This is a genomic window from Rhodoferax sp. (assembly GCF_028689295.1).
Taxonomy (GTDB): Bacteria; Pseudomonadota; Gammaproteobacteria; order Burkholderiales; family Burkholderiaceae_C; genus Rhodoferax.
Genome location: NZ_JAQTWL010000001.1, coordinates 213,932 through 240,180 on the forward strand (window position 1 = coordinate 213,932; position 26,249 = coordinate 240,180).

The 26,249-nt window shown below is 59.1% G+C and carries 26 protein-coding genes; 20 read left to right on the forward strand and 6 right to left on the reverse strand.

What is annotated here, in order from left to right:
• Nucleotides 1-3: 3 nt before the first annotated feature.
• The 4 genes from PHF15_RS01160 to PHF15_RS01175 all read right to left on the reverse strand — a co-directional run bounded on the left by PHF15_RS01160 (nt 4) and on the right by PHF15_RS01175 (nt 4,498).
• Complete coding sequence (locus PHF15_RS01160; protein WP_300118074.1) at nt 4-2,208, reverse strand: FAD-dependent oxidoreductase; 2,205 nt, start codon at nt 2,206-2,208, stop codon at nt 4-6.
• Between the two features lies 1 nt (nt 2,209).
• Entirely contained in the window at nt 2,210-3,490 is a 1,281-nt protein-coding gene (locus tag PHF15_RS01165) for an FAD-dependent oxidoreductase (protein ID WP_300118076.1), read from the reverse strand.
• Nucleotides 3,491-3,561: 71 nt separating this feature from the next.
• Nucleotides 3,562-4,071 carry a metallophosphoesterase family protein gene (locus tag PHF15_RS01170; RefSeq protein ID WP_300118078.1) on the reverse strand — a complete coding sequence of 170 codons (510 nt, stop codon included), beginning with the start codon at nt 4,069-4,071 and terminating at the stop codon, nt 3,562-3,564.
• 10 nt (nt 4,072-4,081) lie between these two features.
• A complete protein-coding gene (locus PHF15_RS01175; protein ID WP_300118080.1) occupies nt 4,082-4,498 on the reverse strand; it encodes a hypothetical protein in 417 nt (138 codons plus the stop codon).
• Nucleotides 4,499-4,683: 185 nt separating this feature from the next.
• Between PHF15_RS01175 and PHF15_RS01180 the strand changes: the two genes are divergently transcribed.
• The 5 genes from PHF15_RS01180 to PHF15_RS01200 all read left to right on the forward strand — a co-directional run bounded on the left by PHF15_RS01180 (nt 4,684) and on the right by PHF15_RS01200 (nt 11,005).
• The gene (locus PHF15_RS01180; RefSeq protein WP_300118082.1) at nt 4,684-4,869 is read left to right on the forward strand and encodes a hypothetical protein; all 186 of its coding nucleotides are present in this window, start codon (nt 4,684-4,686) and stop codon (nt 4,867-4,869) included.
• An 88-nt stretch (nt 4,870-4,957) separates the two neighbouring features.
• The gene (locus PHF15_RS01185) at nt 4,958-6,742 is read left to right on the forward strand and encodes a SulP family inorganic anion transporter (RefSeq protein ID WP_300118084.1); all 1,785 of its coding nucleotides are present in this window, start codon (nt 4,958-4,960) and stop codon (nt 6,740-6,742) included.
• Entirely contained in the window at nt 6,739-8,886 is a 2,148-nt protein-coding gene (locus PHF15_RS01190) for a SulP family inorganic anion transporter (protein WP_300118085.1), read from the forward strand. Before PHF15_RS01185 ends, PHF15_RS01190 begins: the two co-directional genes overlap by 4 nt.
• Nucleotides 8,887-8,956: 70 nt before the next feature.
• Nucleotides 8,957-9,595: a Rieske 2Fe-2S domain-containing protein gene (locus tag PHF15_RS01195; RefSeq protein WP_300118087.1), complete on the forward strand. Its 639-nt coding sequence runs from the start codon at nt 8,957-8,959 to the stop codon at nt 9,593-9,595.
• 84 nt (nt 9,596-9,679) lie between these two features.
• Nucleotides 9,680-11,005, forward strand: coding sequence for a DUF5723 family protein (locus PHF15_RS01200; RefSeq protein ID WP_300118089.1), 1,326 nt, complete (start codon nt 9,680-9,682; stop codon nt 11,003-11,005).
• A 79-nt stretch (nt 11,006-11,084) separates the two neighbouring features.
• Here PHF15_RS01200 and PHF15_RS01205 read toward each other — a convergent pair whose 3' ends face one another.
• Nucleotides 11,085-11,498, reverse strand: coding sequence for a DsrE family protein (locus PHF15_RS01205; protein WP_300118091.1), 414 nt, complete (start codon nt 11,496-11,498; stop codon nt 11,085-11,087).
• A 236-nt stretch (nt 11,499-11,734) separates the two neighbouring features.
• On the opposite strand from PHF15_RS01205, the gene PHF15_RS01210 reads away from it, so the two are divergent.
• The 15 genes from PHF15_RS01210 (at nt 11,735) to PHF15_RS01280 (ending at nt 23,973) form a co-directional block, all read left to right on the forward strand.
• Nucleotides 11,735-12,037, forward strand: coding sequence for a c-type cytochrome (locus PHF15_RS01210; RefSeq protein WP_300118093.1), 303 nt, complete (start codon nt 11,735-11,737; stop codon nt 12,035-12,037).
• Nucleotides 12,038-12,047: 10 nt separating this feature from the next.
• Nucleotides 12,048-13,340: an NAD(P)/FAD-dependent oxidoreductase gene (locus tag PHF15_RS01215; RefSeq protein WP_300118095.1), complete on the forward strand. Its 1,293-nt coding sequence runs from the start codon at nt 12,048-12,050 to the stop codon at nt 13,338-13,340.
• 30 nt (nt 13,341-13,370) lie between these two features.
• Complete coding sequence (locus tag PHF15_RS01220; protein WP_366520568.1) at nt 13,371-14,321, forward strand: MBL fold metallo-hydrolase; 951 nt, start codon at nt 13,371-13,373, stop codon at nt 14,319-14,321.
• A complete protein-coding gene (locus PHF15_RS01225) occupies nt 14,321-14,803 on the forward strand; it encodes a hypothetical protein (RefSeq protein WP_300118097.1) in 483 nt (160 codons plus the stop codon). The genes PHF15_RS01220 and PHF15_RS01225 overlap by 1 nt, the downstream gene beginning before the upstream one ends.
• A 10-nt stretch (nt 14,804-14,813) precedes the next feature.
• Nucleotides 14,814-15,518 carry a Crp/Fnr family transcriptional regulator gene (locus PHF15_RS01230; protein ID WP_300118099.1) on the forward strand — a complete coding sequence of 235 codons (705 nt, stop codon included), beginning with the start codon at nt 14,814-14,816 and terminating at the stop codon, nt 15,516-15,518.
• A 49-nt stretch (nt 15,519-15,567) separates the two neighbouring features.
• Entirely contained in the window at nt 15,568-15,885 is a 318-nt protein-coding gene (locus PHF15_RS01235) for a hypothetical protein (RefSeq protein ID WP_300118101.1), read from the forward strand.
• 186 nt (nt 15,886-16,071) lie between these two features.
• A complete protein-coding gene (gene soxC, locus PHF15_RS01240) occupies nt 16,072-17,424 on the forward strand; it encodes a sulfite dehydrogenase (protein ID WP_300118103.1) in 1,353 nt (450 codons plus the stop codon).
• A complete protein-coding gene (locus tag PHF15_RS01245) occupies nt 17,408-18,259 on the forward strand; it encodes a cytochrome c (protein ID WP_300118105.1) in 852 nt (283 codons plus the stop codon). Before soxC ends, PHF15_RS01245 begins: the two co-directional genes overlap by 17 nt.
• Before the next feature lie 61 nt (nt 18,260-18,320).
• Entirely contained in the window at nt 18,321-18,776 is a 456-nt protein-coding gene (soxY, locus tag PHF15_RS01250) for a thiosulfate oxidation carrier protein SoxY (RefSeq protein ID WP_300118107.1), read from the forward strand.
• Between the two features lie 48 nt (nt 18,777-18,824).
• Nucleotides 18,825-19,136, forward strand: a complete 312-nt coding sequence (gene soxZ / locus PHF15_RS01255) for a thiosulfate oxidation carrier complex protein SoxZ (protein ID WP_300118109.1) — start codon at nt 18,825-18,827, stop codon at nt 19,134-19,136.
• Nucleotides 19,137-19,185: 49 nt separating this feature from the next.
• Nucleotides 19,186-19,986 (forward strand): sulfur oxidation c-type cytochrome SoxA, encoded by an 801-nt coding sequence (soxA, locus tag PHF15_RS01260; protein ID WP_300118612.1) that lies wholly within the window; start codon nt 19,186-19,188, stop codon nt 19,984-19,986.
• Between the two features lie 17 nt (nt 19,987-20,003).
• Entirely contained in the window at nt 20,004-20,657 is a 654-nt protein-coding gene (soxX, locus tag PHF15_RS01265; protein ID WP_300118111.1) for a sulfur oxidation c-type cytochrome SoxX, read from the forward strand.
• Nucleotides 20,658-20,725: 68 nt separating this feature from the next.
• Complete coding sequence (soxB, locus tag PHF15_RS01270; protein ID WP_300118113.1) at nt 20,726-22,459, forward strand: thiosulfohydrolase SoxB; 1,734 nt, start codon at nt 20,726-20,728, stop codon at nt 22,457-22,459.
• A 24-nt stretch (nt 22,460-22,483) separates the two neighbouring features.
• A complete protein-coding gene (locus PHF15_RS01275) occupies nt 22,484-23,461 on the forward strand; it encodes an MBL fold metallo-hydrolase (protein ID WP_300118115.1) in 978 nt (325 codons plus the stop codon).
• A 179-nt stretch (nt 23,462-23,640) separates the two neighbouring features.
• The gene (locus PHF15_RS01280) at nt 23,641-23,973 is read left to right on the forward strand and encodes a hypothetical protein (protein ID WP_300118117.1); all 333 of its coding nucleotides are present in this window, start codon (nt 23,641-23,643) and stop codon (nt 23,971-23,973) included.
• Here PHF15_RS01280 and PHF15_RS01285 read toward each other — a convergent pair.
• Nucleotides 23,954-26,236 carry a VWA domain-containing protein gene (locus PHF15_RS01285; RefSeq protein ID WP_300118119.1) on the reverse strand — a complete coding sequence of 761 codons (2,283 nt, stop codon included), beginning with the start codon at nt 26,234-26,236 and terminating at the stop codon, nt 23,954-23,956. The genes PHF15_RS01280 and PHF15_RS01285 overlap by 20 nt on opposite strands.
• Nucleotides 26,237-26,249 lie beyond the last annotated feature (13 nt).

Sequence of the window (26,249 nt, forward strand, 5' to 3'; positions counted from 1 at the left end):
CCATTAGTTGAACCCCTTCATGGGCGACATTCCCAATTCCTTGATTTTTGCCGCATAGTCGTTGATCAATGCGGCCACACGTTGATGGTCCGTAATGGCAACCTCGTAGCTGGCCACGCGCTCGGGCTCCAGCCCCATCCCCTTGAGCGTGTCGTCGATCTTGCTCATGCGGTAATGGGCCAGTTCCGAACCCTTGACAAAGTGACACTGGTAGTCATCACCCTTCTTGCACCCCATCATCATCACACCGTCCCAGCCGCTATTGAGCGCATCGGTGATCCAGATGGCATTGACCGAACCAAGACAGCGCACCGGAATGGCGCGCACAAAAGCAGAGTAGACGGTGCGCGACAGGCCAGCCATGTCGAGTGCCGGGTAGGCGTCGTTCTCGCAGGCCAGCAACAAAATGCGTGGTCGTTCGGAAAACTCGTCGGGCATGTCAAGCGACTTGATCTGACTGCCCACCGTGTCCACCGAATAGTTCTCGAACGAGATCACCCGTACCGGACAGGCGCCCATGCAGGTGCCGCAGCGTCGGCAACGCGATTCGTTGAACACCGGAAAGCGCCGCTCGTCCTCGTCGATGGCACCAAAAGGACATTCGACCGTGCAGCGCTTGCACTGGGTACAGCCCTCAAGCCGGACAATGGGGTACGACAGGTCGCCAGAGCGCGGATGCGCGGCCCGACCCAGCATCGCGTTTTCCACCGTCTGAATGGCCTTGAGTGCTGCGCCGGTGGCGTCATCGGTGGCTTGCTGCATGTCCATGGGACGGCGCACCGGGCCCGCCGCATAGATGCCGGTACGCCGTGTTTCGTAGGGGAAACAGATGAAGTGCGAATCCGTCAAGCCGGCTTTGAGTTGCGGCAAATCCTTGCCCTGGCGGTAGGTCAGATTCAGGATGGAGACCGGCTTGACCTCAGGCTGTTGATCTTCAGGAATATCAATGTTCACCCCGGAATTGGGTACCTGTCCGGTCGCGAGCACGACCAGATCAGCGTCAACAGTTGCGTCTTCGTCAAGAATCAGATCGCGGAAGTTCACCGTGCAACCGGCGCCTTGCGCCTGGACCTGGCTCACCTTGCCCTTGGTGAAGGTCACGCCCTTGCGTTGCGCACTGCGGTAAAAGTCCTCACTCATGCCGGGCAAACGCAGGTCGGTGTAAAGCACCACGGTGTCAATGTCAGGATTGGCATCCTTGAAGTACATGGCCTGTTTGACACTGGTGGCACAGCAGTGGCCGGAGCAATACGGCAAGTGCGCGCCGGTCGCATCGCGCTGCCCCGCACACTGGACAAACACCACGCTTTGCACCACCTGGCCATCGGCGCGCTGGATGGTGCCGCCATGGGCAGCCTGGGCGAGCGCTTCCAGTCCGGCCTGGTCCACCACACCCGGCAAGCCGGCGCCGAGTTCAGGCAGGCGTGCCATGTCGTAGGTCGAAAAACCGCTGGCCTGAATGATCGCACCCACCATCTCCTGCACCACGGTGCCGCTCTCCTGGGCAATCTTGACCGCAAACCGGCCCGGTGCCCCGGCCGTTTCAGCCAGCGTGGCATTGAGGTGAACGTTGATGGCCGGATGCAACATCACTCTGGCAATGAGTTCCTCGATGCCGGTGGCCTGAGGCTCGGCGTAGGGTTCACGGAACGGCACCCGCTTCCAGAGTTTGGCCGCCCAACCGCCCAGTGCCGACGTTTTTTCAACCAGCACCACCTGGTAGCCGGTTTCTGCCGCTTCGATGGCCGACGTCAGACCCGACACACCGCCACCCACCACGAGAATGCGCTTGTTGGTGCCGCGCTCCGTGCTGCCAGCGGGCAACAGCATCTTTTTCAGTTCGGCGCAGCCCATGCGAATGTAATCGTCGGCCATCTCCTGGCGCACTTCATCATGCGCTGCCCCTTCGGCCACGATCCAGATCACGCCTTCGCGCAAATTGGCGCGCGCCATTGAAACGCCGGGAAAATTGAAGGCCTCGGTCTTGGCCCGACGCGAGCAGGCGCCGATCAGCAGATGGCTGATGCCCTCGTTCGCAATATCGTCGCGGATCATCTGCACGCCAGCGGCGCTGCAAAGGAAGTCGTGGTGCTTGACCACCTGCATCTTGCCTTCCCTCTTGGCAATTTTCTCCAGCCCGTCGATATCGAGCACATCACCCAAACCACAGCCAGCGCACAGGTACGCGGCAAATTTATTGTCAGCCACTTTAAGCTTCCTCCCCAACGGTCTGATGAATAACCTTGATGGCGCGCAGCGCCGCGCCGGTGGCGCTTTGCACTGAACGATTCACATCAAGCGGACTGGCTGCAGCGCCGGCACCCACCATGCCGCCGTCTAACGTGCCCTCGATGAATCCGGAAGAATCCGTGATCAGATCATCCGGCAAGGTGAGGCCGTTGGATTCCGGCTCCATGCCGATCGCCAAGACCACCAGATCATGCGTGCTCGCATAGCGGTGATAGCCCTCGGTATCAACACCGTTCAGTACCAGATCCTGATTCCTGGCCTGATCGATGCTCGCCACCTTTGATTTCACAAAAGTAACCGATGCATCCTTTTGGACCATCTGATAAAAATCCTCAAAGCGGTCTATCGCACGAATATCGATGTAGTACACCGTTGATTTGGCCGCATCACCCTGGGACTCACGCACGTACTGCGTCTGTTTCAGCGTGGCCATGCAACAAATGCGCGAGCAATGCCGCAAATGGTTTTCGTCGCGTGAGCCGGCACACTGGATGAAGGCAATGTTTTTGGCTTCCTGTCCGTCCGACGGGCGTAGCAGCTTGCCACCGGTCGGGCCGGCCGGATCAGCCATGCGCTCAAACTCAACGCTGGTGACGACATTGGGAAAGCGCCCGTAGCCGTAGGGTTGAATCTTGGCTGCGTCATAGGGTTTCCAGCCGGTCGCCCAGACCACAGCGCCCACCGCAAGCTCGACCGTTTCTTCCTGCATCGCAAGATCGATGGCACCGACCTTGCAGGCGGCTTTGGCCTTGTCGGCATCTTCGGTGCCAATAAGGGACGGGTCCAGCACATAGCGCTGAGGATAGGCCATGGCAAACGGCAGGTAGGCAGCCTTGATCTTGTCCTGGCCATAGTTGTGCGGATTGGGGATTTCAGCCCCAACCGCAGCGGCGCAATCGCCGCAGACGGTGCAGTTCTCGTTAACGTAGCGCGGACGTATCTTCAGGGTGGCGGTATAGGCACCGCGCTTGCCCTCGATGCGGACGACTTCGACCATCGTCATCACGCGCACGTTGCGATTGCCCTTGAGCCGTCTCAGATTGATCTCGAGCCCGCAGGTCGGGTGGCACATCTTGGGGAAATAGCGGTAAAGCAGCGCGGTACGCCCACCCAAAGTAGGGCTGCGTTCGACGAGTACAACGTCCCGTCCGCATTCGGCCGCTTCAAGCGCCGCCGTCATGCCGCTGATGCCACCGCCAACCACGAGTATGGTCTGACTGGTTGCGATAGGTGCTGTCATGAAATCTCCACTGCGTTACAAAGTAAAAAAATGGTGTTGGCAAGCTTGCCGATTCATATGGACCGGGCTGGTCATTGCAGGCTCCGGATCTCGAAATCGAAACTGGCAAGATCGGCCAGCAGCCAGGTCGCCGGCGCACCGAGCCCGCCTACGCTGCCCGGATTCACCAGCCACGTCATGCCTCCCGCAATGGTCGGCTGCTGCGCCACGCTGGCCACATGCGAGTGGCCATAGCAGACAATATCGTAGTCGCCGGTGCAGGCCATGCCGCGCCCATAGTGCGGGTAATGCGTCGCAAACAACTTGCGTCCAGCAAAGGCCTTGTCAATGTCGGCGCCGTGGTAAGTGATCAGCCCGCCGGAAGCAGCGCACAGTGTCGATAAAGCCAACAGGTCGCCCAGGTTGTTGCCATGGACGACATGGACCGGCAAACCGATTTCAAGCAGCGGACGCAAGGTCATGGCACCGATCAGGTCTCCGCAGTGGATGACAGCCTCGGCCCCGGCCTCTTTGGCCGCCATGACCGCTGATGCCAGCATGGGGGCGCGGTCATGGCTGTCCGAGACGATGCAAAGTTTCATGGTGTTGGCGTCATATCACCAGTGGACCGTGATAGTCGTCATCCGTGGAACCGGCGGGCAGATCAATCGCCGTGGCCCCGCTCGAAATGCCGGCACTCTGGCTTGCATGATCCGCCTGGACGCGCAACAGTGTCAGAACGCAGCGCCGCAAATCGGTGTACTCGTCATGGCCAGTGCCATATTGGTCAGCATCGGCATAGAAAAACTGGCACTTGTAACGCCCCTGCGCTATTTTGCAAAGGACAAAATGAGCCCCGCGTTCGCTCCAATAGAGCGTTGGGCAAACCGTCAATTCATCGCTGGCAGGGTCAAGCTTCAGTTCGCTGTCTGCAAGTTCAGGGGACATGTGCTTGCTGTAGCGTTGCTGCAAAAGCTCGGCCACCAGTTCAAGTTCTTGCCCAGTGAAATCGGAAACAGTGGTGTCCACGGCGCTCTTCATTTTTTAAAAGACCCTTCATCAAAGGGTGCGAATTTTGAATTATTGTTAGCGATGCCACGCCATAAGTCACCTACCCACTTGGACTATCACCCGGGCTATCCGTTTGGAGTATGGTCTGGCCAGACGTTATGTTTTGTAATTCTTTCCAGCCTGCAGGCCACCTGACACAGAACGTGTCCGACCTTGATCTCCCTTGCAAAGTCTTTTTAGAAATTTTTTTGCGCAAAATGCTGCTCCCTATTTTTCTGCCCGTCGGCCTGGATGCACTCGCCGACGATGTTGCGACTCTGACCGAAGCACGCAAGCTCGCCGGTTCGGTACCCTCAGAACAGAGCGTCTGCGCGATCTGGCGTGTATGACTCAGGTTAATCCCTTGCAAAATTCCTGCTGTCAGCCAGGCGCCCGCAGTAAATCTGCTGTCGGACGGTGGCTTGGTTCAACACTGTAATGCTTCACCACTCGCGCAAATACTGGCTCTACCATCTGTTTCCATTCATGCAGTGGAAACATCTGGTGGACCGCAACACCATTCGCGCCGACCTGATCGCCGGGCTCAGTGGTGCCCTGATCGTGTTGCCGCAGGGCGTGGCTTTTGCCACCATCGCCGGGATGCCGCCTGAATACGGTTTGTACGCGGCCATGTTGCCGGCCATCGTTGCCGCCCTGTTCGGCTCAAGCTGGCATCTGGTTTCCGGCCCCACCACCGCCATCTCGATCGCAGTGTTTGCCGCCATCAGCCCGCTGGCCGAGCCCGGCTCGCCGCAATTCATCAGCATGGTGCTTACGCTCACTTTTCTGGCCGGTCTGTTTCAGTTGATTCTGGGCCTGGCGCGCATGGGCGTGCTGGTCAATTTCATTTCACACACGGTGGTGATCGGATTCACCGCCGGTGCGGCACTGCTCATCGCCGCCAGCCAGGTCAAGAATTTTTTTGGTCTGGACATTGCGCGCGGTGTGCCCTTTCATGTGGTGATCGAGCAGTTTTTTCTGCAAATGGGCAACGTCAACCCTTATGTCTGCGCGGTCGGGGCGATCACGCTGGCGGTGGGTATCGCTGCCAAGAAATTCATGCCCAAACTGCCGTACATGATCGTCGCCATGGTCATCGGCAGTGTGGTCGCCTATCTCATCAATGCCGAATTCGGCCCATCGGTCACCCAGATCAAGACCGTGGGCGCGTTGTCGGCCAGCCTGCCGCCCTTGTCGATGCCTGATTTTTCCTATGCGACGCTCCACAAGGTCCTGTTCCCGGCCTTGATCGTCACCATGCTGGCGCTGACCGAGGCCGTCTCCATTTCGCGCGCCATCGCGGTGAAATCCGAACAGCACATCGACGGCAATCAGGAATTTATCGGGCAAGGCTTGTCCAATCTGGTCGGCAGTTTCTTTTCCGGTTACGCCTCCAGTGGCTCATTCAACCGCAGTGGTGTCAACTTCGAAGCGGGCGCCAAGACCCCGCTTGCCACGGTGTTCGCCTCGATTTTTCTGCTGCTCGTTTTGCTGCTGGTCGCGCCACTGGCGTCGTATCTGCCAACAGCGGCCATGGCGGGCATTTTGTTTCTGGTGGCATGGGGCTTGATTGATTTTCATCACATCGGCGCCATCGGCAAAATCAGCCGCGCCGAGACGGTCATCCTGTGGGTCACGCTGTTGGGGACACTGGTTGATCTGGAAAAAGGCATCTTCTTTGGCATCCTGCTCTCGTTGGCGCTTTACCTGTATCGCGTGTCAAGGCCCTCTGTCGTACCTTATGTCCCCGCCATGGAGCAGGGGGCGTACCACTTTGTCAATGCATTGGGACGTCCGGAATGTCCGCAGTTCCGCATCGTGCGCATCAATGGCTCCATCTTTTTCGGTGCGGTGGACTTCGTGCGCAACGCACTGCTGCAGATCGACGAGTCCAACCCGCGCCAGAAGACCGTGATGATCCTGGCGCGCGGCATCAATTTCATCGATGTGGCGGGCGCAGAAATGCTGGAGCAGGAAGCGCGGCGTCGCCGCAAACTCGGTGGTGGCCTGTATTTTTATCGGTGCAGTAAAACCATCTATCAGTTTCTGCGCAAGGCCGACAAACTCGACGATATCGGGGTGGGTGCATTCTTTCCAGCGATGTCGAACTGGATCAAGCCGATCTATTCGACGCTGGATTCAGAGATTTGCCGCAACTGCAAGGCGCGCATTTTCACTGAATGCAACGAACAGCTGCCTAACGGCGAAGCCAGATCATCATGAATAAGAGTATTGCGCGCTTCTTCCCCTTTATTTCATGGTGGCCGCTGCACGGCAAGACACTCCGCGCCGATCTGATGGCCGGCATCACCGTTGCGCTGGTCCTCATTCCGCAATCCATGGCCTACGCGCAACTGGCCGGGATGCCGGCTTATTACGGACTGTATGCGGCGTTTCTGCCGGGCATGATCGCGGCGCTGTGGGGATCGTCCGCGCAACTGGCCACCGGTCCGGTGGCCGTGGTTTCGCTGTTAACGGCGTCGGCACTCGCGCCGCTGGCGGCAACCGGCTCGGAACAATTCATCGCGCTGGCGGTGCTGCTGGCCTTAACGGTCGGTGTCATCCAGTTGACCCTGGGTATCTTCAAGTTGGGGGTGGTCGTCAGTTTTCTGTCGCATCCAGTCATTGTTGGCTTTACCAACGCCGCTGCCATCATCATCGGCCTGTCGCAAATGAACAAGCTGTTTGGCATTTCGATGGGGCGCAGCGAGCATTTCCTGCAGGACGTATGGGGCGCCCTGCAACTGATCGGCGAGACCCACTTGCCGACACTGCTGATGGGGCTGACGGCCTTCGTCATCATGGTCGGCATGAAGCGATTCACGCCCAAGCTGCCCAATGTACTGGTCGCTGTGACACTGACGACCGTGGTGAGCTGGTCCATTGGCTTCGAGCACAACATCATCGGCAGGCCCGATCAAATCATGGACATTGAGGTTAAAAGCCTTGCCAACGAGTTGACTCAGGCAGAATTGAAAATCACAGAATTGAGCACCAAGCTTGGTCATAAGTCAGCTGAATTGAAGCAGCTTAAAGTGAATCAGGAAGGAGGCCGTCAACACTCGGCCGCCCTCAACTATGAAATCGAGCTGCTTAAACTCGAACTCAAAGACCTGGAAGATCAAAATCGCAAGGCAGCCCGTTTCCTGCGCAAATTCATATTCGAGCAAATCCCGGCCAACGCCACGCAACCCGCCCGACTCTATTTGCTCGGTCAGCTACCGCAGGGTGAAATATCTGACGGCTACCGCTGGCGCATCAAAAAGATGAACAAGGGGGAGCTCCAATTGGTCGGTGGCGGCGAAGTAGTGGGCAGCATTCCATCGGGCTTGCCGGGGTTGGCGCTTCCGAGCGTTCACTGGAGTGATTTGAGTATGCTGTTTTCCAGTGCACTGGTGATCTCACTGGTAGCTTTCATGGAAGCCATCTCCATCGCCAAGGCGATGGCCGCCAAAACCAAACAACGCCTCGACCCCAATCAGGAATTGCTCGGCCAGGGCCTGGCCAACGTCATGGGCAGTCTGACCCAGGCATTTCCGGTCAGTGGCTCGTTTTCGCGCTCGGCTGTCAACCTCAATGCTGGCGCGAAGTCGGGGATGTCTGCCGTATTTGCCAGCATCGTGGTGCTGTGCACCTTGCTGTTCCTGACCCCGCTGCTGTACCACCTGCCGCAGGCCGTGCTGGCGGCCGTGATCATCATGGCGGTGAGCGGTCTGATCAACTTTGTTGCCATCAAGCATGCCTGGCAAGCGCACAAACACGATGGCATCGCCGCGGGTGTGACGTTCGTGGCCACGCTCGCCTTTGCGCCGCATCTGGATAGTGGCATTCTGCTGGGTGCGGTTGTGGCCATTTTGCTGTTTTTGTACCGTAGCATGAAGCCACGTGTGGCCCGCTTGGGGCGCTACACCGACGGTACCTTGCGCGACGTCAAGGTCTATCCCGAGATACCCACCAGCGAGCAGGTGATACCGGTGCGCTTCGACGGCCAACTGTATTTTGCAAACGTCGCATATTTTGAAGATGCCGTGCTGGAAGCCGTGGCGGCGAAACCGAACGCGCCCTATGTGTTGTTGGTTGGAAACGGCATCAACAATCTCGATGCTTCCGGCGAAGAAGTCATCAAGGCCTTGTTTGAGCGGCTGCGCGATAACGGCATCACACTGGTTTTCTCCGGCCTCAAGAAACAGGTGCTCGATGTGATGCATCGCACCGGACTGTTCGAAGAGATCGGTCAGGAACGCATCTTTGCCCATGAGGACCTGGCACTCGCGGCGATTTGTGCATGGCTCGGTGAAACCGGCAAGCATGATCCCCTGAATCCTGCCAACAAGCCGCAGCCATCATTGGAAGTCCTGCAACAATAATGAAATCAAAACACTCTTTCGGGCGGCAAACAACACACTTTTCTCAACCTTGAATGAAAGCACTGACACCATGAGTGACGCATTGAACTATCTGCTGAAAGCCCGGCCCGAAACCCTGGGCCACTACTTTGCCTTTCTGAAAGACAGCGGCAAATACCTCGATCCCAAGACCCGCAATTTGATTTCTGTGATCACCAAGGTCCATGCGCAAACCGACCGTGGTTTTCGCCAGTATCTGGGCCGTGCCTTGCGCGAAGGCTGCACGCCGATGGAGGTGCTCGATGCGCTGCTGATGGCTTTTCCGGCGCTGGGGCTGGCCAAAATTGTCTGGGCCGTGGACATCATCCTCGACATGAACATTCCAGGCTTTGCCCCCGAAGTCATCACGCAACTGACACCGGTAGCCGGCGAGTGGCGCGACGTCATGGCCGCCAGGGATGTGCCGGACGGCGAGGTCACGCGCACCGAATGCCAGGGCCGCGGCCTGTTCATCTACCGCGACAAAAAAGCTTACCAGGTGTATGACAGCCACTGTCCGCATCAGAGCACCGATATTCCCGAGCTGGCTGTCAAAGGTACCACCTTGACCTGCCCCAAACACCAATGGCAATTCGATGCCAAAAGTGGCGACTGCATCAAGAAAGGCAATAGTCCGCTCAAACGCATCGAAGCCAAAGTGGTCAAAGGCCGCCTGCTGGCTTTCTGGTAAGCCAGCCAGGCGCTTTTGGCCATCACCCATCACCCCAAAGTGAACCCCAGAGTAATCATTGACAACCACCAACCGGAGACAACCATGAAAGCAACCCGCAAACTTTTTTACCTCACCCCCCTGTGCGCGCTGCTTGCCGCCGGGGCCGCGCATGCCACCAATGGCATGCTGATGGAAGGCTACGGCCCCATCTCCACCGGCATGGGCGGGGTCTCGCAAGCCATTGACCACGGCAACGCCGGCATGGCGCAGAACCCGGCCACGCTGGGCATGATTGCCGACGGCACGGCACGCCTGGATGTGGCGTTCGGCATTCTGGGGCCGGATGTCACCAGCAGCATTCCTGCCTATGGCATGACTGCCGAATCAGGCGGTACGTCCTATTTGATGCCCGCTTTTGGCTACACCCGTCGCAGCGGTGCGCTGACCTATGGTCTTGGCATTTTTGCGCAGGGCGGCATGGGAACCGAATATGAAGCGAATTCGTTTTTGGCCATGGGGTCCGGTTCGGCGGTACGCTCGGAGCTCGGGGTGGGTAATGTGATCTTACCTGTTGCTTACCAGGTCAATCCAGACCTGACGGTCGGTGCCACCTTGAAATTCATGTGGTCGTCACTGGACATGCGCATGGCAGCCTCTGGCGCGCAGTTAGCGGGGATGGTGACCGACGCCAGCGGCAATCTGGCGATGGCGCTAGGTCCTTTGTCAGGCGCCCCCTGGGCACGCATCGACTTTTCTGACGATAGCGACTTCTCTGGCGAGGCCAAGTCCACCGGCTTTGGTGCAGCCCTGGGGGCCACTTACAAGGTCAACAAGGATGTCATGATGGGTGCGTCCTACCAATTCAAGTCGTCACTGGGCGACATGGAAACGGGCAATGGTGACGCCAGTATTTCGGCGATCGGTGGTTTTATCGATCACGGCAAAATCACCGTGCTTGACTTCCAGATGCCTTCTGTCTTTGCGGTAGGTGCCAGTTGGCAAGCCAGTCCATCGCTTTTGTTGGCTGCCGATCTGAAATACCTTGGTTGGGCCGACGCCATGGAGAGTTTCAAGATGCGCTACGACAGTTCGGGAATGGGTGGCTCGGTGAGTTTCGCCATGCCCCAAAACTGGGAAAATCAAACCGTCCTGAATTTGGGCTTGGCCTGGAAGGCAAACCAGGCGCTCACCTTGCGTGCGGGTATGAATCTGGCGGACAACCCGATACCTGATGCCTATGTGAATCCCTTGTTCCCTGCCACCGTGAAAAATCACTACACGCTGGGTTTGGGTTACCAAGTCTCGCAAGCGGGTGACTTCAACATGTCGGTGACGATGGCGCCCGATGTCACGGTGACAACTCCTCAGGGAATCGAAATTTCGCACGGTCAGACGAACTGGCAGTTCATGTACAGCCACCGCTTCTAAAGTCGTTTTCCACCTGCCTGAGTCAGCAGGCTATGCAAAAAGTGGGCGCAGCCAGTCAATGGCAGCGTCCACAGCCTTTTCAGGGCTTGAGGTAAGCGAAACCCTCCTTGCTTTGCAGCCTGGCGGCTTCGGCCACGCCCGAGGGCACCAGCTTGGTTTCCATGAGCAATTTGTCGGGGTCGATGTTGCGTGACACCAGGGTGTTGTTGCAGACCCGAAATTCGACACCATTGCCCGCCAGGTCGCTGACCATGCCCGAAAACTCCCGGCCCTTGCTGTCTTTGGCATCGGCAATCAAGAAATCGATGCCTGGCCCGTTGGTCACTACCACGATTTTGGCTTTGGGGTCGGCGTTGAGGTGGTTTTGGATGTTGCTCATGGCCCCGGCGATGGTGTCAATGCCGGTGGTGATGTGATAGACCACCTTGGTCTCCTGGGCACTGGCAAGGGTGGCGCACAAGGTCAGGAAAAATGCGAGTAAAAATTTGACCACGGTTTGTCTCCTGTTGAAAAGTTTGAAATGGATAGCCCGGATTCTGTCGCCCGGCGACTTCTTTGGGTGCTCGTGCAGCAGCTTCTGAAAAATTGCACACACTGCGGGTTTCTACTGTAATGAGTTGTGACCAATGCTTCGTACCATTAACACATACAACGCAGTTGGTGAATTGGTTGTTGTGATACCCATGTTTTCGGTTGGGTTTTTATGGATAAACAATTAAAGGAGACAAAGTGAAGAAAGTTTACAGATTGTTTTCGGGCCTGGCGCTTGCAGGCCTTTGTTCCTGGGCCAGCGCTGATGCCCTGCAGGTGCGCAGCATGGCTGCAGGCTGTGCTGCCTGCCATGGCACCCATGGCGTGGCGGCACCGGGCATGGATGACCTGGCGGGCGCAAAAAAGGAAATTCTGCTTAAAAGGATGCAGGACTTCAAGTCGGGCAAGAGGTCGGCCACGGTGATGCATCAGCTCGCCAAGGGTTATTCCGACGAGCAGATTGATCAGCTCGCCAGTTACTTTGCCGCATTGAAGCATTAAGGAGAACAATATGTTACGTCGTCAATTTGTAAGAACATTGGGTGCCGGTTCAGCATTGGGCGCCTTGGGTTCCCTGGGGATGCTGTCAGGCTGCGCTTCCATGGGCGGTGGCAACGGCCCCAAAGTGGTGGTGGTGGGGGGTGGCTTCGGCGGTGCTACGGCCGCCAAGTATGTGCGCATGTGGTCTGACTACGGCATTTCTGTGACCTTGGTCGAGCCCAATGCAGCGTTCCTTTCATGCCCTCTGTCCAACCTGGTGCTCAGCGGAGTCAAAACCATGGACTTCATCACCACGCCCTATGACGGCTTGGTCAAGAACCACGGCGTGCAAGTGGTGCACGATAGCGTGACGGCCATCGATGCTGACAAACGCACCGTCAAGCTGGCCGGCGGCGGTGAGCTGGCATACGACCGTTTGATTCTGTCGCCTGGCATTGATTTCATGTGGGAGGCCCTGCCGGGTATGGCCGCCGCTGGCGCCAAAGACAAGGTGCTGCATGCCTGGAAAGCCGGTCCGCAAACCGTGGCCTTGCGCAAGCAGCTCGAAGCCATGCCCGATGGGGGTGTGTTCGCCATCTCGATTCCATTGGCACCCTACCGTTGCCCGCCCGGCCCGTATGAGCGCGCCTGCCAGGTGGCCAGCTATTTCAGCAAGGCCAAGCCAAAATCCAAGGTGTTGATTCTGGATGCCAATGACGACGTCACTTCCAAAGGCCCGCTGTTCAAAAAAGCCTGGGCGGAGCGCTACCAAGGCATGATTGAGTACCGTGGCAAACACGTCGTGTCCGATGTGGATGCGGCCACCAGCACCCTCAAGTTCGAGTTTCACGAAGACCTGAAAGCCAATGTGCTCAACGTGCTGCCGCCCATGCGTGCCGGCGCCATTGCAGTGCATAGCGGTTTGGCGACTGCCAACAAACGCTGGTGTGAGGTTGACTTTTTGACCTACGAGTCAAAGGCAGCCAAAAACATCCACTTGCTGGGTGATTCGATTCAAAGCGCGCCTGCCATGCCCAAGTCCGGGAGCATGGCCAACCAGCATGGCAAGACCTGTGCTGCAGCCGTGGTGGCCTTGTTGACGGGCAAAACCCCCAACCCCTCGCCGATCTACACCAACACGTGTTACAGCTTCGTCAGCAGCAACGCAGCTGTTCATGTGGCCAGCGTGCACACCTATGATCCGGCCAAGAAAACCATGGTGACCGTGGCGGGATCAGGCGGCGTGTCAACCGCTGCCAATGAAGTGGAAGGGGAGTATGCGCTGGCTTGGGCGCGTAACATTTGGGCCGATTCCCTTGTTTAGCCGTAGCGACAGTGCGCTGATGACAACGCCGTGAGGCAAACGATCGTCAGCGCACTGTGGCTTGTTTACCTGATGTTTGGTGTGTTGGCACCTGTTCAGGCTGAAGAAGCGCCACCGATGGTGCTGTACCAGGTGTCGCCGTCCGCCTGGTATGTGCAGGGGCTATCGGAGCTCGGCTCGCCTGCCAATCAAAACTTCATTTCGAACGCGGGCTTTGTTGTGACCCCGAAGGGCGTGGTGATGATTGATGCCCTGGGCTCGCCAGCTCTGGCCGAGCGCCTGGTGGCAGAAATCAAAAAAGTCACGCCGCTGCCCATCACCCACGTGCTGGTCACCCATTACCACGCCGACCACATTTATGGCCTGCAGGTTTTCAAGGCGCTGGGCGCCAAAATTGTGGCGCACCGCGCCACTCTGATTTACCTCAACAGCGACACGGCACGGCTGCGCATGGAGGCTTCGCGTGCGCAACTGTTTCCCTGGATCGATGACAAGACGTATCTGGTCGAGCCCGATACCTGGCTTGACGGTGACCAGGACCTGCTGCTTGGCGGCATGCTTTTTCAGGCCAGAATCGTTGGCCCGGCGCATACGCCAGAGGACATGGCTTTTTATTTGCCGTCCGAAAAAGTGCTTTTTGCGGGCGATCTGGTGTTCCGTAGCCGGATTCCGTTTGTCGGCCAGGCCGACAGCCGCCATTGGATCACGGCGCTTGACCAGTTGCTGACATTCGACACCCAAGTGATCGTGCCTGGCCACGGCCCGCTGTCGGGCGACGCGCGCCACGACATGCAGCAAACGCGAGAGTATCTGGTTTACCTGCGCACCGCCATGCAGCGTGCTGCCGAGGCCATGGAGCCGTTCGATGAGGCCTACAAAAACACCGACTGGTCGCGCTTTGAAAATCTGCCACTGTTCAAGGTGGCCAACCGCATGAACGCCTACAACACCTATTTGCTGCTGGAACAGGAAGCCAAATAATGAGCCCTCGTCATTTTTTCCTGACACGTCGCCACTGGTTGCTGGCGGCTGGTGCCGCCAGTTGGGTGGGGGCAGGGCGTGCCGCAGAGCAGGTTTTGCCCGTGCCCGCTTCACTCTCTGAGGCCTTGGCCAGGGCGCTGCAAAAGGGCAGCCCGCTGCTGGTCCTGGTGAGTCTGGACGGGTGTCCATTTTGCAAAATAGCCCGTGAAAATTATCTGGCTCCGCTGCAGGGCCAGGCGGGCCTGTCCATCGTGCAAATCGACATGCGCAACCGGCAGATGGTGCAGGATTTCGGCGGGGTCAGCCAAACCCAGGACCAGTTGATTCGCAGTTGGGGCATCAAGATCGCGCCGACCGTGTTGTTCTTTGGCCGCGGCGGGGTGGAGGTCGCAGAGCGTTTGGTGGGCGGCTACATTCCGGATTTCTACGGGGCTTACCTGGATGACCGGCTGCGCACCGCTCGTGCCGCCGTGGCTAACTGAAAGGCATCGGATGATCCCGATCAAAACCGAATCGGCCTGGCGTGGCACCTCCGACTGTCGCCAGTGCGGCATTCGCGACATGGTGCTGTTCGCTGATCTCAATGAATATGATTTCGCACACATTCATGCGCCAATCGATGATCTTGAATTCGCGCACGCGGTGGCTTTGTACGCTGAGGGCAGCCCGGTGCAGGGCATTTTCACCTTGCGCAGCGGCATGGTGAAACTGGTGCGCAACACGCTCGATGGCCGGCCGCGCATTGTGCGCGTGTTGCGCTCGGGGGATGTGATTGGTCTGGAGGCCCTGGCGGGGCCGCGCTATGACAGTGATGCCATTGCCTTGACCGCTGTCACCGTCTGCCGTATTCCACAGCGTGTCATTCAAAAGTTGGCCGCGAGCAGCCCGAGACTGCACACCCAGTTGATGCACAAATGGCAGCGCGCGCTCAAAGACGCCGACGACTGGCTGGCCGATATGAACTTTGGCACGGCGCGCCAGCGGGTGGCCAATCTGGTGTTGAAGATGCGCAACCCCAGCAGGCCTGATGTGGCCGTGCTTTTTTCACGCGAAGACATGGGGGCCATGCTGGACCTGAAGCTTGAAACCGTCAGCCGCGAGATCACCCGCCTGGTGCGCGATGGGATCATCGAGCAGATGGACAAACAGGGGCGTATTTACTTCGTGCGGCAACCGGAGCGTTTGTCGGTGGCGTGAGCGCGGCGCCATTTGACGGTTAGCTTTGATCAACAGGAGGCAGTCTGCAATGAAGCATCTCGTTTTTTCCGTATCGGCTTGGCTGACCACCGCAGCCATGGCACAGGAAGTTCCAGCCCTGTACCACGGCGCTGATTTGAAGCTGGGCGAAAAGCTGATGGCAGAGCACCAGTGCGACGCCTGTCACAGCCGTAAAGTGGGCGGCAACGGCCATGCCATTTATCGCCCGGACGGGCGGGTGAATTCCCTGGCGGCGCTGCGCGGTCAGGTGCAAGCCTGCAGCACGATGCTGAATTTAAGCTTGTTTCCGGAAGAGGTGACCTCGATCGCGGCGGTGCTCAATCGGGATCATTACCACTTCAAATAAGTGAAAACCCCAGTTACAAAACATCGCTTACACCGTACATTGACGCATTCGCATGTGCGGATTGAGGTAACAGGTGTCAGCCCACCCAATCATTTTTTTGTTGACGCTAAAGCGTGCCGTCAACATCACGGTCTCGTCAACGCCGGTGCGCGTCTCGGAACATTAGTTTTTTGAATGGGGAAAAGTATGAACTCGGGCAGGTTGATCCCGGCGCCTGAGCACTTTTTGTCGCCAGGCGGCATCAAAACCGTTTTTTCAGAAGCCAGACAAGGCCGGCGCGACTTTATTCGCCAGGCTTTTGCCGCGGCTGCCGTTGGCGCTGCGGCGCAAGGCGCGGTGGCGCAGGGCAAGCCGGTGCCTGCCGGGGCCGGCGACCCCAATATTTTGAATTTACCGGAACACAGCGTGGCATTGGGGCAGGGCGTGGCGCAAAACGACGGCTACGGCAAGCGCTCGCTTTTTGAGGCGGCGGTACAGCGCCGTCCAAGCCCGGGCTTGACGCAGACCGCGCAGGCGTCGGTGTCGTTTGCGCCCCTGCAATCGCTGTTCGGCATCGTCACCCCCAGCGGCTTGCACTTCGAGCGTCATCACCAGGGCTGGTGGGACATCGACCCTTCAAAACACCGGCTGATGATCAATGGCATGGTGAAGGCGGCCAAGGTGTTCAGGCTCGATGAGCTCATGCGCATGGCCCCGGTGTCGCGCTTCCACTTCATTGAATGCGGCGCCAACACGGCGGTGGAATGGGGCAACGTGGCCGTGCCCACGGTGCAATACACCCACGGCATGGTGTCATGCAGCGAATTTACCGGCGTGCCGCTGATCACCCTGCTGGAGCTGGCGGGCGCCGATCTCAAAAATGGCAGGTTCGTGCTGGCCGAAGGTGCGGATGGTTCGGCGCTGACGCGTACCATCCCGATGCATCTGATCAAGTCGGGCGAGGTGTTGGTGGCCTACGGGCAGAACGGCGAGATGCTGCGCCCCGAGAATGGCTATCCGTTGCGCCTGGTCGTGCCCGGCGTTCAGGGCGTGAGCTGGGTCAAATACCTGCGCCGTATCGAAGTCGGCGACATGCCCTACGCCAGCAAAGACGAAGCGATTCAGTACATCGACCTGCTGCCGAGCGGCCAGCACCGCCAGTACACGAGCCTGCAGGAGTGCAAAAGCGTGGTCACCACGCCGTCGGGCGGACAAGTGTTGTTGGACAAGGGTTTTTACAACGTCACCGGACTGGCGTGGAGCGGCAAGGGCAAGATCAAAAAAGTGGACGTTTCGGTGGATGGGGGCCGCAATTGGCATGGCGCCCGCCTGGAGTCACCGGTGCTGTCCAAGGCGCTGACGCGCTTCAACCTGGACTGGGTCTGGGATGGCAAGCCGGCCATCATTCAAAGCCGGGCCATGGATAGCACCGGCTTTGTGCAACCCACCTACAGGCAATTGCGCGCCGTTCGCGGGACACGGTCGGTCTATCACAACAACGCCATTCAGTCGTGGCTGGTGCGGGAAAACGGCGAGGTGAAAAATGTCCAGCTGTCGTAGCGCCCTCATCTGCCTGGCCTGGCTGGCGCTTGGCGGCTTGGCGGCAGCCCAGTCGGTCGCCAAAATGGCTGGTTTGGGGCGCGATGCGACACCTCTGGAAATGGCCGCTTGGGACATTGATGTGCGCCCCGATTTCAAAGGCTTGCCGGCAGGCTCGGGCAGCGTGGCGCAGGGCCAGGTGATATGGGAAGGCAAGTGTGCCAGCTGTCACGGTTTCTTTGGCGAATCAGGCGAGAAATTCAGTCCGGTGATTGGCGGTGTTAAGGACCAGGACCTGGCGACGGGGCATGTGGCCAACCTGACCACGCCCGACTATCCCTGGCGCACCACTTTCATGAAGGTGGCCACCATTTCGACCGTGTGGGACTTCATCAACCGCGCCATGCCTTGGATCGCCCCCAAGACCCTGTCAACCAACGAGGTCTATGCGGTGCTGACGTTCATGCTGAACCTGAGCCACATCGTGCCGGACGATTTCACGCTCGATGAAAAAACCATTCGCGATGTGCAGGCCCGCATGCCCAACCGCAATGGCATGACCACCGACCATGCGCTGTGGCCAGGCCAGGAGTTTGGCAGCGCCAAAAAGCCCGATACGCACAACGTCGCCTGCATGAAAAATTGCGCCGCCGAGCCCAGACTGAGCTCGGTGTTGCCAGACTTCACGCTCAACGCGGTTGTCAACACATATGCGGACCAGGCTGACGCCCTGGCCGCCAGGATCAAGTCTGGTGGTGCCGGCAATCGGGGCCTGACCCCCGAGCCAGCCCATACCTTGAGCGTTGCCGAGTCCAGCCCCCTGGCGGTCGGGCGGGCAGCGGAAGCGGGCAAGTAGCGCCCGGCAGAGTCAGATCGGTGTCATTTTTTTCAGCATGTACTTTAAGAAGGAGATTTCAATGCAAACTCGTCGCGAGACACTCAAACACAGCGCCATCGTGGCCGGCCTGCTGGCCACCACCGGCCTGTTTCCCCAATACGCGCTGGCCTACAACAAGCCGGCCTTCGAAGCCAAATCGATGGCCGATGCGCTTAAGGCGCTGGGCGCAGGTGCGCCAGCAGAAAGCAAGGATGTCATCATCGTTGGCCCGGACATTGCAGAAAACGGTGCGGTGGTGCCCTTCACGGCCAGCACCACCCTGGCCGGCGTCAAACACATCCTGCTGCTGGTCGAAAAAAACCCGGCGGCCCTGGTTGCCCTGTTCAACGTGACCGACAGCGTGGAGGCCAACTTTGCCACCCGTTCCAAGATGGGGCAGTCTTCGGACGTGTATGCCGTGGCCATCATGAACGACGGCAAAGCCCTGTTTGCCAAAAAAGAAGTCAAAGTTACCTTGGGCGGTTGCGGCGGCTGAAGCCGGTTTGCACGACCACTTGTTCAATCATTATTCAGGAGTTTAAAAATGGCAGATCCAATGCGCATCCGCGCCAAAGCAGAAGGCGGCAAAACCACCGTTCGCGTCTTGATGAGTCACGAGATGGAGTCCGGCCAGCGGAAAGATTCCGCTGGCAAACTGATTCCCGCGTGGCACATCAATGAAGTCTCGGCCAGCCACAACGGCAAAGTCGTGATGACCGCCGAATGGGGGCCGGCTGTCGCCAAAAATCCGTTCATGCAATTCAACATCAAAGGTGGCAAGGCCGGCGACAAGGTGGCGATCACCTGGAAAGACAACAAGGGTGACAGCCGCACCGACGAGGCCACGGTGTCCTGATTCAGGCCTGTCTGTTGGCATGTTCATCAACAATGAGGAGACCATGAAAATGAAAAGAATGATGTGCCTGTTGGCACTGGCAGGACTGGCGGGCACTGCCGCCCATGCCCAAAAATCGGCTGCGGTGCTGGCCATCGAGGAATACCGCGCCATGCTCGCCGACGGTAACCCGGCCGAACTGTTCGAGGCCAAAGGAGAGGACCTGTGGAAGCAAAAGCGCGGCCCCAAAAACGCGTCGCTGCAGCAATGTGACCTGGGTCAGGGTCCCGGTGTGGTCAAGGCTGTTTTTGTGACCTTGCCGCGCTACTTTGCCGACACCAACAAGGTGCAGGACCTGGAGTCGCGCCTGCTCAGCTGCATGGAAAACCTGCAGGGTTTTAATGCCGCAGAGATTGCCAAAACGCCGTTTGGCAAGGGTGAGCAAAATAATGTGACTGCGCTTGCGACCTGGATCGCCGCAGAATCGCGCGACATGACATTCAACCTGCCGCAAGCCCATGCCAAGGAGAAAATCGCCTACGAGGTCGGCAAGCGCCTGTTCTTCCAGCGTGGTGGCGCGCATGATTTTTCCTGTGCCTCGTGCCACGGCGCCGACAACTTGCGTATCCGTATGCAGGACCTGCCCAACCTGACGAAAAACCCTGGCGACGGCATCGGCTTTGCCGCCTGGCCGGCTTACCGTGTTTCCAATGGCCAGATGTGGGGCATGCAGTTGCGCCTGAACGATTGCTACCGTCAGCAGCGTTTCCCATACCCTGGTTTTGCCAGTGATGCCACGGTGGCTCTGGGCGTGTATCTGGGTGTCAACAGCCACGGCTCCAAGTCAGTTGCCCCGGCCCTCAAACGCTGATACCAAGGAACCCAATCATGAAACAACAACACAAAATGGCACTGTCACTAATGACCATCGCGTTGGCGGCAGGCTGCGCGTCGGTTCCTGGTTCGGCTGAACTTGATCAACTGACCGCTGCAATCGTCAAATCTTCCTTTAGCGATAAAGGCATCGTCAAGGCGTCCGTCCTTGACACCGACGAGGTTATTCAAGCCTGCAGCGCCGCCGATGTGGCGGGCAAGCCCCTGAATGAAGAAGTCGCCCTGAAACTGCAGGCGGCCCAGCTCAAAACCATCACCTGGCCGGCGGACGGGAACTACCTGGGCGACTGGAAGGCCGGTGAAAAACTGGCCCAAAGCGGTCGCGGCATGACCTGGACTGACACGGCCGATACCGCCAACGGCGGCAATTGCTACAACTGCCACCAGTTGGACCCGAAGGAGATTTCCTTTGGCACGATTGGCCCGACGCTGACGGGTTACGGCAAGACGCGCGGTGTGATTGCCGACCCCACCAGCCCGGCGTCCAAGGCCATCATCGAGTACACCTGGGGCAAGATCTGGAATGCCAAGGCCTACAACGCCTGCTCCATGATGCCGCGTGCGGTGCACAAGGGCATCATCACCGAGAAGCAGGCCAAAGACCTGATGGCCTTGCTGCTGGACCCCAAGTCGCCGGTCAACAACTAGGCTGATTTTTTTTCAACATGGCCCGGCCTGCCCGGGCTTTTTATTTTTTACATTTTGGCAGTCACACCATGAATTTGACCAAACGCGAGTTTTTCCAGGTGCTTGGCGCTGGCACCATGGCCGGCATGGGGCTGGGCGCCTACGCACAAGCGGACCTGGCGACGGCAGTCAACGGACTTTATGACGTCCCAAAATTCGGCAATGTGTCGTTTTTGCACATGACCGACTGCCACGCCCAGCTCAAGCCCATCCACTTCCGCGAGCCCAGCATCAACCTCGGTTTTGGCAACATGAAAGGCAGGTTGCCGCATCTGGTGGGCGAGCACTTGCTCAAGGCGTCCAACGTGCGCCCTGGCACTGCCGAGGCCCATGCGCTGACCTATCTGGACTATGAGCAAGCGGCCAAGCGCTACGGCAGGGTCGGTGGTTTTGCCCATTTGGCCACGCTGGTCAAACGCATGAAGGCGAGCCGCCCTGGCGCGCTGCTGCTCGACGGCGGCGACACCTGGCAGGGCTCGGGCACAGCCCTGTGGACCAACGGCCAGGACATGGTCGATGCCTGCAAGCTGCTCGGGGTGGACGTCATGACCGGCCACTGGGAATTTACCTTGGGGATGGCGCGCGTGCAGGAAATCATCGAGAAAGACTTTGCCGGAAAAGTTGACTTTGTCGCGCAAAACGTCAAGACCAACGACTTTGGCGACCCCGTCTTCAAGCCCTATGTGATCCGCGAGATCAACGGCGTGCCCTGCGCCATCATCGGCCAGGCGTTTCCCTATACCCCGATTGCCAACCCGCGCTACATGGTGGCCGACTGGGCCTTTGGCATCCAGGACGACAACATGCAGAAGATGGTCGATGAGTGCCGTGGCAAGGGCGCCCAGGTGGTGGTGGTGTTGAGCCACAACGGCATGGACGTCGACCTCAAGATGGCCAGCCGGGTCAGCGGCATCGATGCCATCATGGGCGGCCACACGCACGACGGCATGCCGGTGGCCAGCATCATCAGCAACAAGGGTGGCAAAACCATCGTCACCAACGCCGGCTCCAACAGCAAGTTCCTGGCCGTGCTTGACTTTGACGTCAAGGATAAAAAAGTCGCCGACTTCCGCTACAAGCTGCTGCCCGTTTTTGCCAACATGCTCCCCGCCGACAAGGAGATGGACGCGCTCATCACCAAGGTGCGCGCGCCCTATGAAGCCAAGCTCGCGGAAAAACTGGCCGTGACTGAGGGCACGCTGTACCGCCGTGGCAACTTCAACGGTACCGGCGACCAGTTGCTGGTGGATGCCTTGATGGACGTGCAGGGCGCCGACCTGGCGTTTTCACCCGGATTCCGCTGGGGCACCACGCTGTTGCCCGGCCAGGCCATCACCCGTGAATGGCTGATGGACATGACCGCCACCACCTATTCCTATGCCACCCTGACCGAAATGACCGGCGCCACCATCAAGGCCGTGCTCGAAGACGTGTGCGACAACCTGTTCAACCCCGACCCCTATTACCAGCAGGGCGGCGACATGGTGCGTGTGGGTGGTCTGGCCTACAGTTGCAGCCCGTTTGAGACCATGGGCAAACGCATCAGTGACATGCGTATCAATGGCAAGCTGATCGACGCCGACAAAAAATACAAGGTGGCGGGCTGGGCACCGGTGGCCGAAGAGGCCAGAAGCCAGGGCAACAAGCAGGTCTGGGAGGTGGTGGAAACCTGGCTGGCCGCGCGCGGCGGCAAGGTGGCCAAGCGCAAGCTCAACACGCCCAGGATCATCGGCGCGCTGCCCAATCCAGGCTACGCGGCATAACTCTGGAGAGCAACTGGCGCAATCATGTTGAGTCGTGCAAGCGTTTTCAAATCAGCCGTGCCGTGGCTGCAAATCTTTCTGGCGGCGTTGCTGTGGGCCAGTGCCACCGTGGCGCAGGCTGCCGAGCCCATTTTCAAAACCGTCAAGGTCACTGAACGCGTCTATGCGCTGGTGGGCGAGCTGACGCAACGCTCGCCTGCCAATTTGGGCAACAACATGACCAGCGGCTTCGTCATTGCCGACGATGGTGTGGTGGTGGTGGATTCTGGCGGCTCGGCCGAGGGCGCCAAGCTGATTCGGCAAGCCGTTCGCGCGGTCACTGACAAGCCCGTTCGCTGGGTGGTCAACAGCGGTGGCCAGGACCACCGCTGGTTTGGCAACGATTACTTTCAGCGCGTGGTCGGGGCCAGGGTGATTGCCTCCGAGCCGGGTGTGCTCGATATGAAAGCACGCGGCTTGCAGCAGTATGAAGCAGCCAAGGTCAACCTGGGCGAGAAGGTTGCCGGCACGGTGCTGGCGTATCCGGATGTGACGTTTTCCAAGCGCCACAAACTGGCGGTGAACGGGGTTGACATTGAACTGATCGAATCGGGCGGTGCCCACACCAGGGCTGATATTTTTGTTTGGCTGCCCAAAGAAAAACTGGTGTTCACAGGCGATGTTGTGTTTGTCGATCGGCTGCTGGGCATCCAGCCTGGCATGGGTTTGCTGTGGATAGCGGCGCTGAGCTACCTGCGCGATGAGCTGCGGCCCGTCACCGTGATCCCCGGCCACGGCGGGGTGGCCACCTTGGGCAAAGCCATGAAGGACAGCCTTGGCTACCTGACGCTGCTGCGCGACGGTGCCGCGCAGGCCTTTAAAGATGGCGCATTTGACCCGGTCGAGGCCTCGCAGGCCATTGATCAGACCCCGTTTTCCTACTTGGTGAACTTCACCGACGCCCGGTTTCGCAGCAACAACGCCATTCGCATGGCCGAAGAGGTGTTCGCCGGCATTCGTTAGCGTGAGCCTCGCGCGCCAATCACCACCCGGCTGCGCCAGCCCGGGCTCGGCGATCCTGCCGTAGGAACTTCGCAACTCTGGCGCGGCTACGTTATCCAGCGCACAGACCGGGGTTGAAGTCATTTGTATATTGGAGCGCAACTGGTGGGCAAAGTGCGCGCCTGTACTGGAACCCGGCGATGAATATCAATTTTCAAACATTCAAATTCTCAAATCTCGATCTGCCCGGTCACAAGTTGTCGCAACTTGATTTGCTGGAGGGATGGCCACGTTTATCGGCCTTGCTGAGCACGCAGAGCGGTCTGGCCGTTCTGGCGATCCTCATCACCTTGGGCCTGATGCTGGCATTTCACCAGATTGTGCTTGGCGCCGTCGAACAGGGAGAGTTGCTGCAGCAGGCCAGAGACCAGCAAAGCGAGGCTCTCCGGCGTTGTGGTACCTTGCGCGGACTCGAGGCGCGCGATAACTGTCGCTTACAAATTAATGGCGGTATCAGCGCGTCAGCGCCATGAACAGCCTGGGCAACTGCTCGGGTAACCGGGCAATGTTGTCGATCACCGTGTACTGGCGGCCGAAGATGTCGCTCACATAGGCATCGGCTCTGGCATCGAGGTTGATACAGTAGCTGAAGATGCCTTGCTGGTCGAGTTCACGCACCGCTGCTTTGGCATCTTCGATCAGCAGGCGTTCATCGTGCACGTCGATGTCGGAGGGTTGGCCGTCGGTCAGCACCAAAAGCAATTTTTTGTCAGCCCGCTGCGCGCTCAAAGTGTGTGCCGCGTGGCGCATGGCCGCGCCCATGCGGGTGCTGTAACCTGCCTGCATGGCGGCCAGCCGGGCCTTGACCTCGTCACCCCAGCGCTCGCCAAAACCCTTGAGGTGCAGGTAACGCACGTCATGCCGCGTGTTGCTATGAAACCCGGCAATGGCCAGCGGGTCGCCGAGTTGCTCTATCGCCCATGCCAGCAGCGACACCGCTTCCTGGCTCAGTTGCAGCACGGTTTGTTCGGAGCTGGGCGCTTTTTCGTTTAATGATGCTGACAGGTCCAGTAGCACTGTGACGGCGATGCTGCGGCCGTTGGTGGAGTGGCTCATGTTGATGCGCAGCTCGGGCTGGCTGCCCGCGCGCAGGTCGATCAGCGACCGGATGGCCACGTCCAGATCCAGTTCGCTGCCGTCTTCCTGGTAGCGCACGCGCACCTTGTCCTGCGGCTTGAGCAGGTCCAGCAGGCGCTTGAGGCGTTTGGCCAGCGCGCTGTGTTTGGCCAGCAGCGCATCGATGTCGGCGGCGTTGCCAGACGGGTGCAACCGTTCGTACAGGCTCACCCAGTCGGGCCGGAAGGTCTGGCTGCTGTAGTCCCACTCTGGATAATGGCGTGGCGGCAGGCTTTGAATTTCGTCAGTGGGCGGCGTCTGGCGCGGTTCGTCAAAACTTTCCTCGTCGTCGCTGAGCTCGTGAAAACGCCACAGATGGCGGTTGTCATCACGGTAGTCCACCACCGTGTCTTCAAACCAGGTGTCCGGCAACTGGTCGCTTTGCAGACGGGTCTTGCCCAGGTAGCTAAGCGCCAGGCTGGCGATCTCAGAAGTGCTGGAGGCGCCTTGCGCCAGCAGGGCATGAAAGCGCTGTACCCAGTCGCTGATCTGTACGTTCTGGAACCGTTGCGGTGGGTCGAACAGGGCGCGAGACAGCAGCGCGAGGCGATGGCGCAGGCAGGAATGCGTGGCCGGGTTGCAGGCACCTGCCACGGGATTCGGGTGCAGCGCCATGAAGATGCGGCGCAAGCCTGGGTATTCGCGCATGGCCAGCACCTCGACCCGGGCATCTTCAAACATTTCTATCGCCAGCCGCTGCGCCGGGCTGAAGTTGTCGGCAAAAACGGCTGAGCTCCAGCGCCGGTGCGCCGCGATGTGCGCCAGCGCGGCGCGATAGCGGTCCATGCCGCTGATGCCGGCGCGCTCGTCATACACGTCGGGCAGCCGGATGCCCATGGCATCAAAGTAGGGCATGGGCTGACGCTGTACCTCGAAAGCGGTGGCGTAGGGCACCAGTACATCGCCGTCTTGCCAGAGTGCGCGCAAATACAGGTCGAGCGCGCGGGTGTGGTCCATTAGCAGCGTGCCGTGGCGCTCGCGCTGCAGCACCGCACGGCTGTCGGCGCTTTGCAGGCTGAAATACTCGCGCTGCTGTTCCGGGTGGTGGCTGTAATTGCGGATGCCGTAGTCCACCCACTGGCTCAGACCCTGAAGACTCAGCAGCGCAAGCAGTTGGGGTGATTTTTCAAAAAAGAGCGCGAGGCTGGGGCTGGCGTAGGTTTTGTGGATGCCGTGGATCGAGCTGCTGGTGCGCTCCATCAGCAGCAGGCTCAGGTCCAGGTAATGCTGCAACTGGGTCTGGGTCGGCAGTCGCCGGGCTACCGCTGACAACACCTGCAGAAACGGCGCAATGGCCTTGCCATTGGGTGACTTATTGATCAGCTTGACGGCTGCCATCACCGGGCTCAGGGCGTCTTCGCCGACCCGTTGCGCCACCTGGGGCCATTCCTGCAGAAAGATCAGCACGGGCTCAACACCCCGGCCCATCTTGCCCAGAAACCGCGCTTGGGCCAGATAGTCGTCCAGCCCATCGGTGCTGAGCCGGGCCTGCGCGTCCATCATGCAGTCGGCAAAGACGTCGGCCACCTCGGTAAAACCGCTGTCGAGCTGCGTGCGCCAGGCTTGCAATTGATCAGCGCTTGGTGCCATTGCGATCGGCGTGTTGAACAGGCTTGTCATTGCGAGCGAAGCG

What these genes read in the sequence shown, in the direction of transcription:
- PHF15_RS01165 (WP_300118076.1), bottom strand. Translation starts at nt 3,490, where the DNA reads ATGACAGCACCTATCGCAACCAGTCAGACCATACTCGTGGTTGGCGGT.
- PHF15_RS01170 (WP_300118078.1), bottom strand. Translation starts at nt 4,071, where the DNA reads ATGAAACTTTGCATCGTCTCGGACAGCCATGACCGCGCCCCCATGCTG.
- PHF15_RS01185 (WP_300118084.1), top strand. Translation starts at nt 4,958, where the DNA reads ATGCTTCACCACTCGCGCAAATACTGGCTCTACCATCTGTTTCCATTC.
- PHF15_RS01190 (WP_300118085.1), top strand. Translation starts at nt 6,739, where the DNA reads ATGAATAAGAGTATTGCGCGCTTCTTCCCCTTTATTTCATGGTGGCCG.
- PHF15_RS01195 (WP_300118087.1), top strand. Translation starts at nt 8,957, where the DNA reads ATGAGTGACGCATTGAACTATCTGCTGAAAGCCCGGCCCGAAACCCTG.
- PHF15_RS01200 (WP_300118089.1), top strand. Translation starts at nt 9,680, where the DNA reads ATGAAAGCAACCCGCAAACTTTTTTACCTCACCCCCCTGTGCGCGCTG.
- PHF15_RS01215 (WP_300118095.1), top strand. Translation starts at nt 12,048, where the DNA reads ATGTTACGTCGTCAATTTGTAAGAACATTGGGTGCCGGTTCAGCATTG.
- PHF15_RS01225 (WP_300118097.1), top strand. Translation starts at nt 14,321, where the DNA reads ATGAGCCCTCGTCATTTTTTCCTGACACGTCGCCACTGGTTGCTGGCG.
- PHF15_RS01230 (WP_300118099.1), top strand. Translation starts at nt 14,814, where the DNA reads ATGATCCCGATCAAAACCGAATCGGCCTGGCGTGGCACCTCCGACTGT.
- PHF15_RS01235 (WP_300118101.1), top strand. Translation starts at nt 15,568, where the DNA reads ATGAAGCATCTCGTTTTTTCCGTATCGGCTTGGCTGACCACCGCAGCC.
- soxC (WP_300118103.1), top strand. Translation starts at nt 16,072, where the DNA reads ATGAACTCGGGCAGGTTGATCCCGGCGCCTGAGCACTTTTTGTCGCCA.
- PHF15_RS01245 (WP_300118105.1), top strand. Translation starts at nt 17,408, where the DNA reads ATGTCCAGCTGTCGTAGCGCCCTCATCTGCCTGGCCTGGCTGGCGCTT.
- soxY (WP_300118107.1), top strand. Translation starts at nt 18,321, where the DNA reads ATGCAAACTCGTCGCGAGACACTCAAACACAGCGCCATCGTGGCCGGC.
- soxZ (WP_300118109.1), top strand. Translation starts at nt 18,825, where the DNA reads ATGGCAGATCCAATGCGCATCCGCGCCAAAGCAGAAGGCGGCAAAACC.
- soxA (WP_300118612.1), top strand. Translation starts at nt 19,186, where the DNA reads ATGAAAAGAATGATGTGCCTGTTGGCACTGGCAGGACTGGCGGGCACT.
- soxX (WP_300118111.1), top strand. Translation starts at nt 20,004, where the DNA reads ATGAAACAACAACACAAAATGGCACTGTCACTAATGACCATCGCGTTG.
- soxB (WP_300118113.1), top strand. Translation starts at nt 20,726, where the DNA reads ATGAATTTGACCAAACGCGAGTTTTTCCAGGTGCTTGGCGCTGGCACC.
- PHF15_RS01275 (WP_300118115.1), top strand. Translation starts at nt 22,484, where the DNA reads ATGTTGAGTCGTGCAAGCGTTTTCAAATCAGCCGTGCCGTGGCTGCAA.
- PHF15_RS01280 (WP_300118117.1), top strand. Translation starts at nt 23,641, where the DNA reads ATGAATATCAATTTTCAAACATTCAAATTCTCAAATCTCGATCTGCCC.
- PHF15_RS01285 (WP_300118119.1), bottom strand. Translation starts at nt 26,236, where the DNA reads ATGACAAGCCTGTTCAACACGCCGATCGCAATGGCACCAAGCGCTGAT.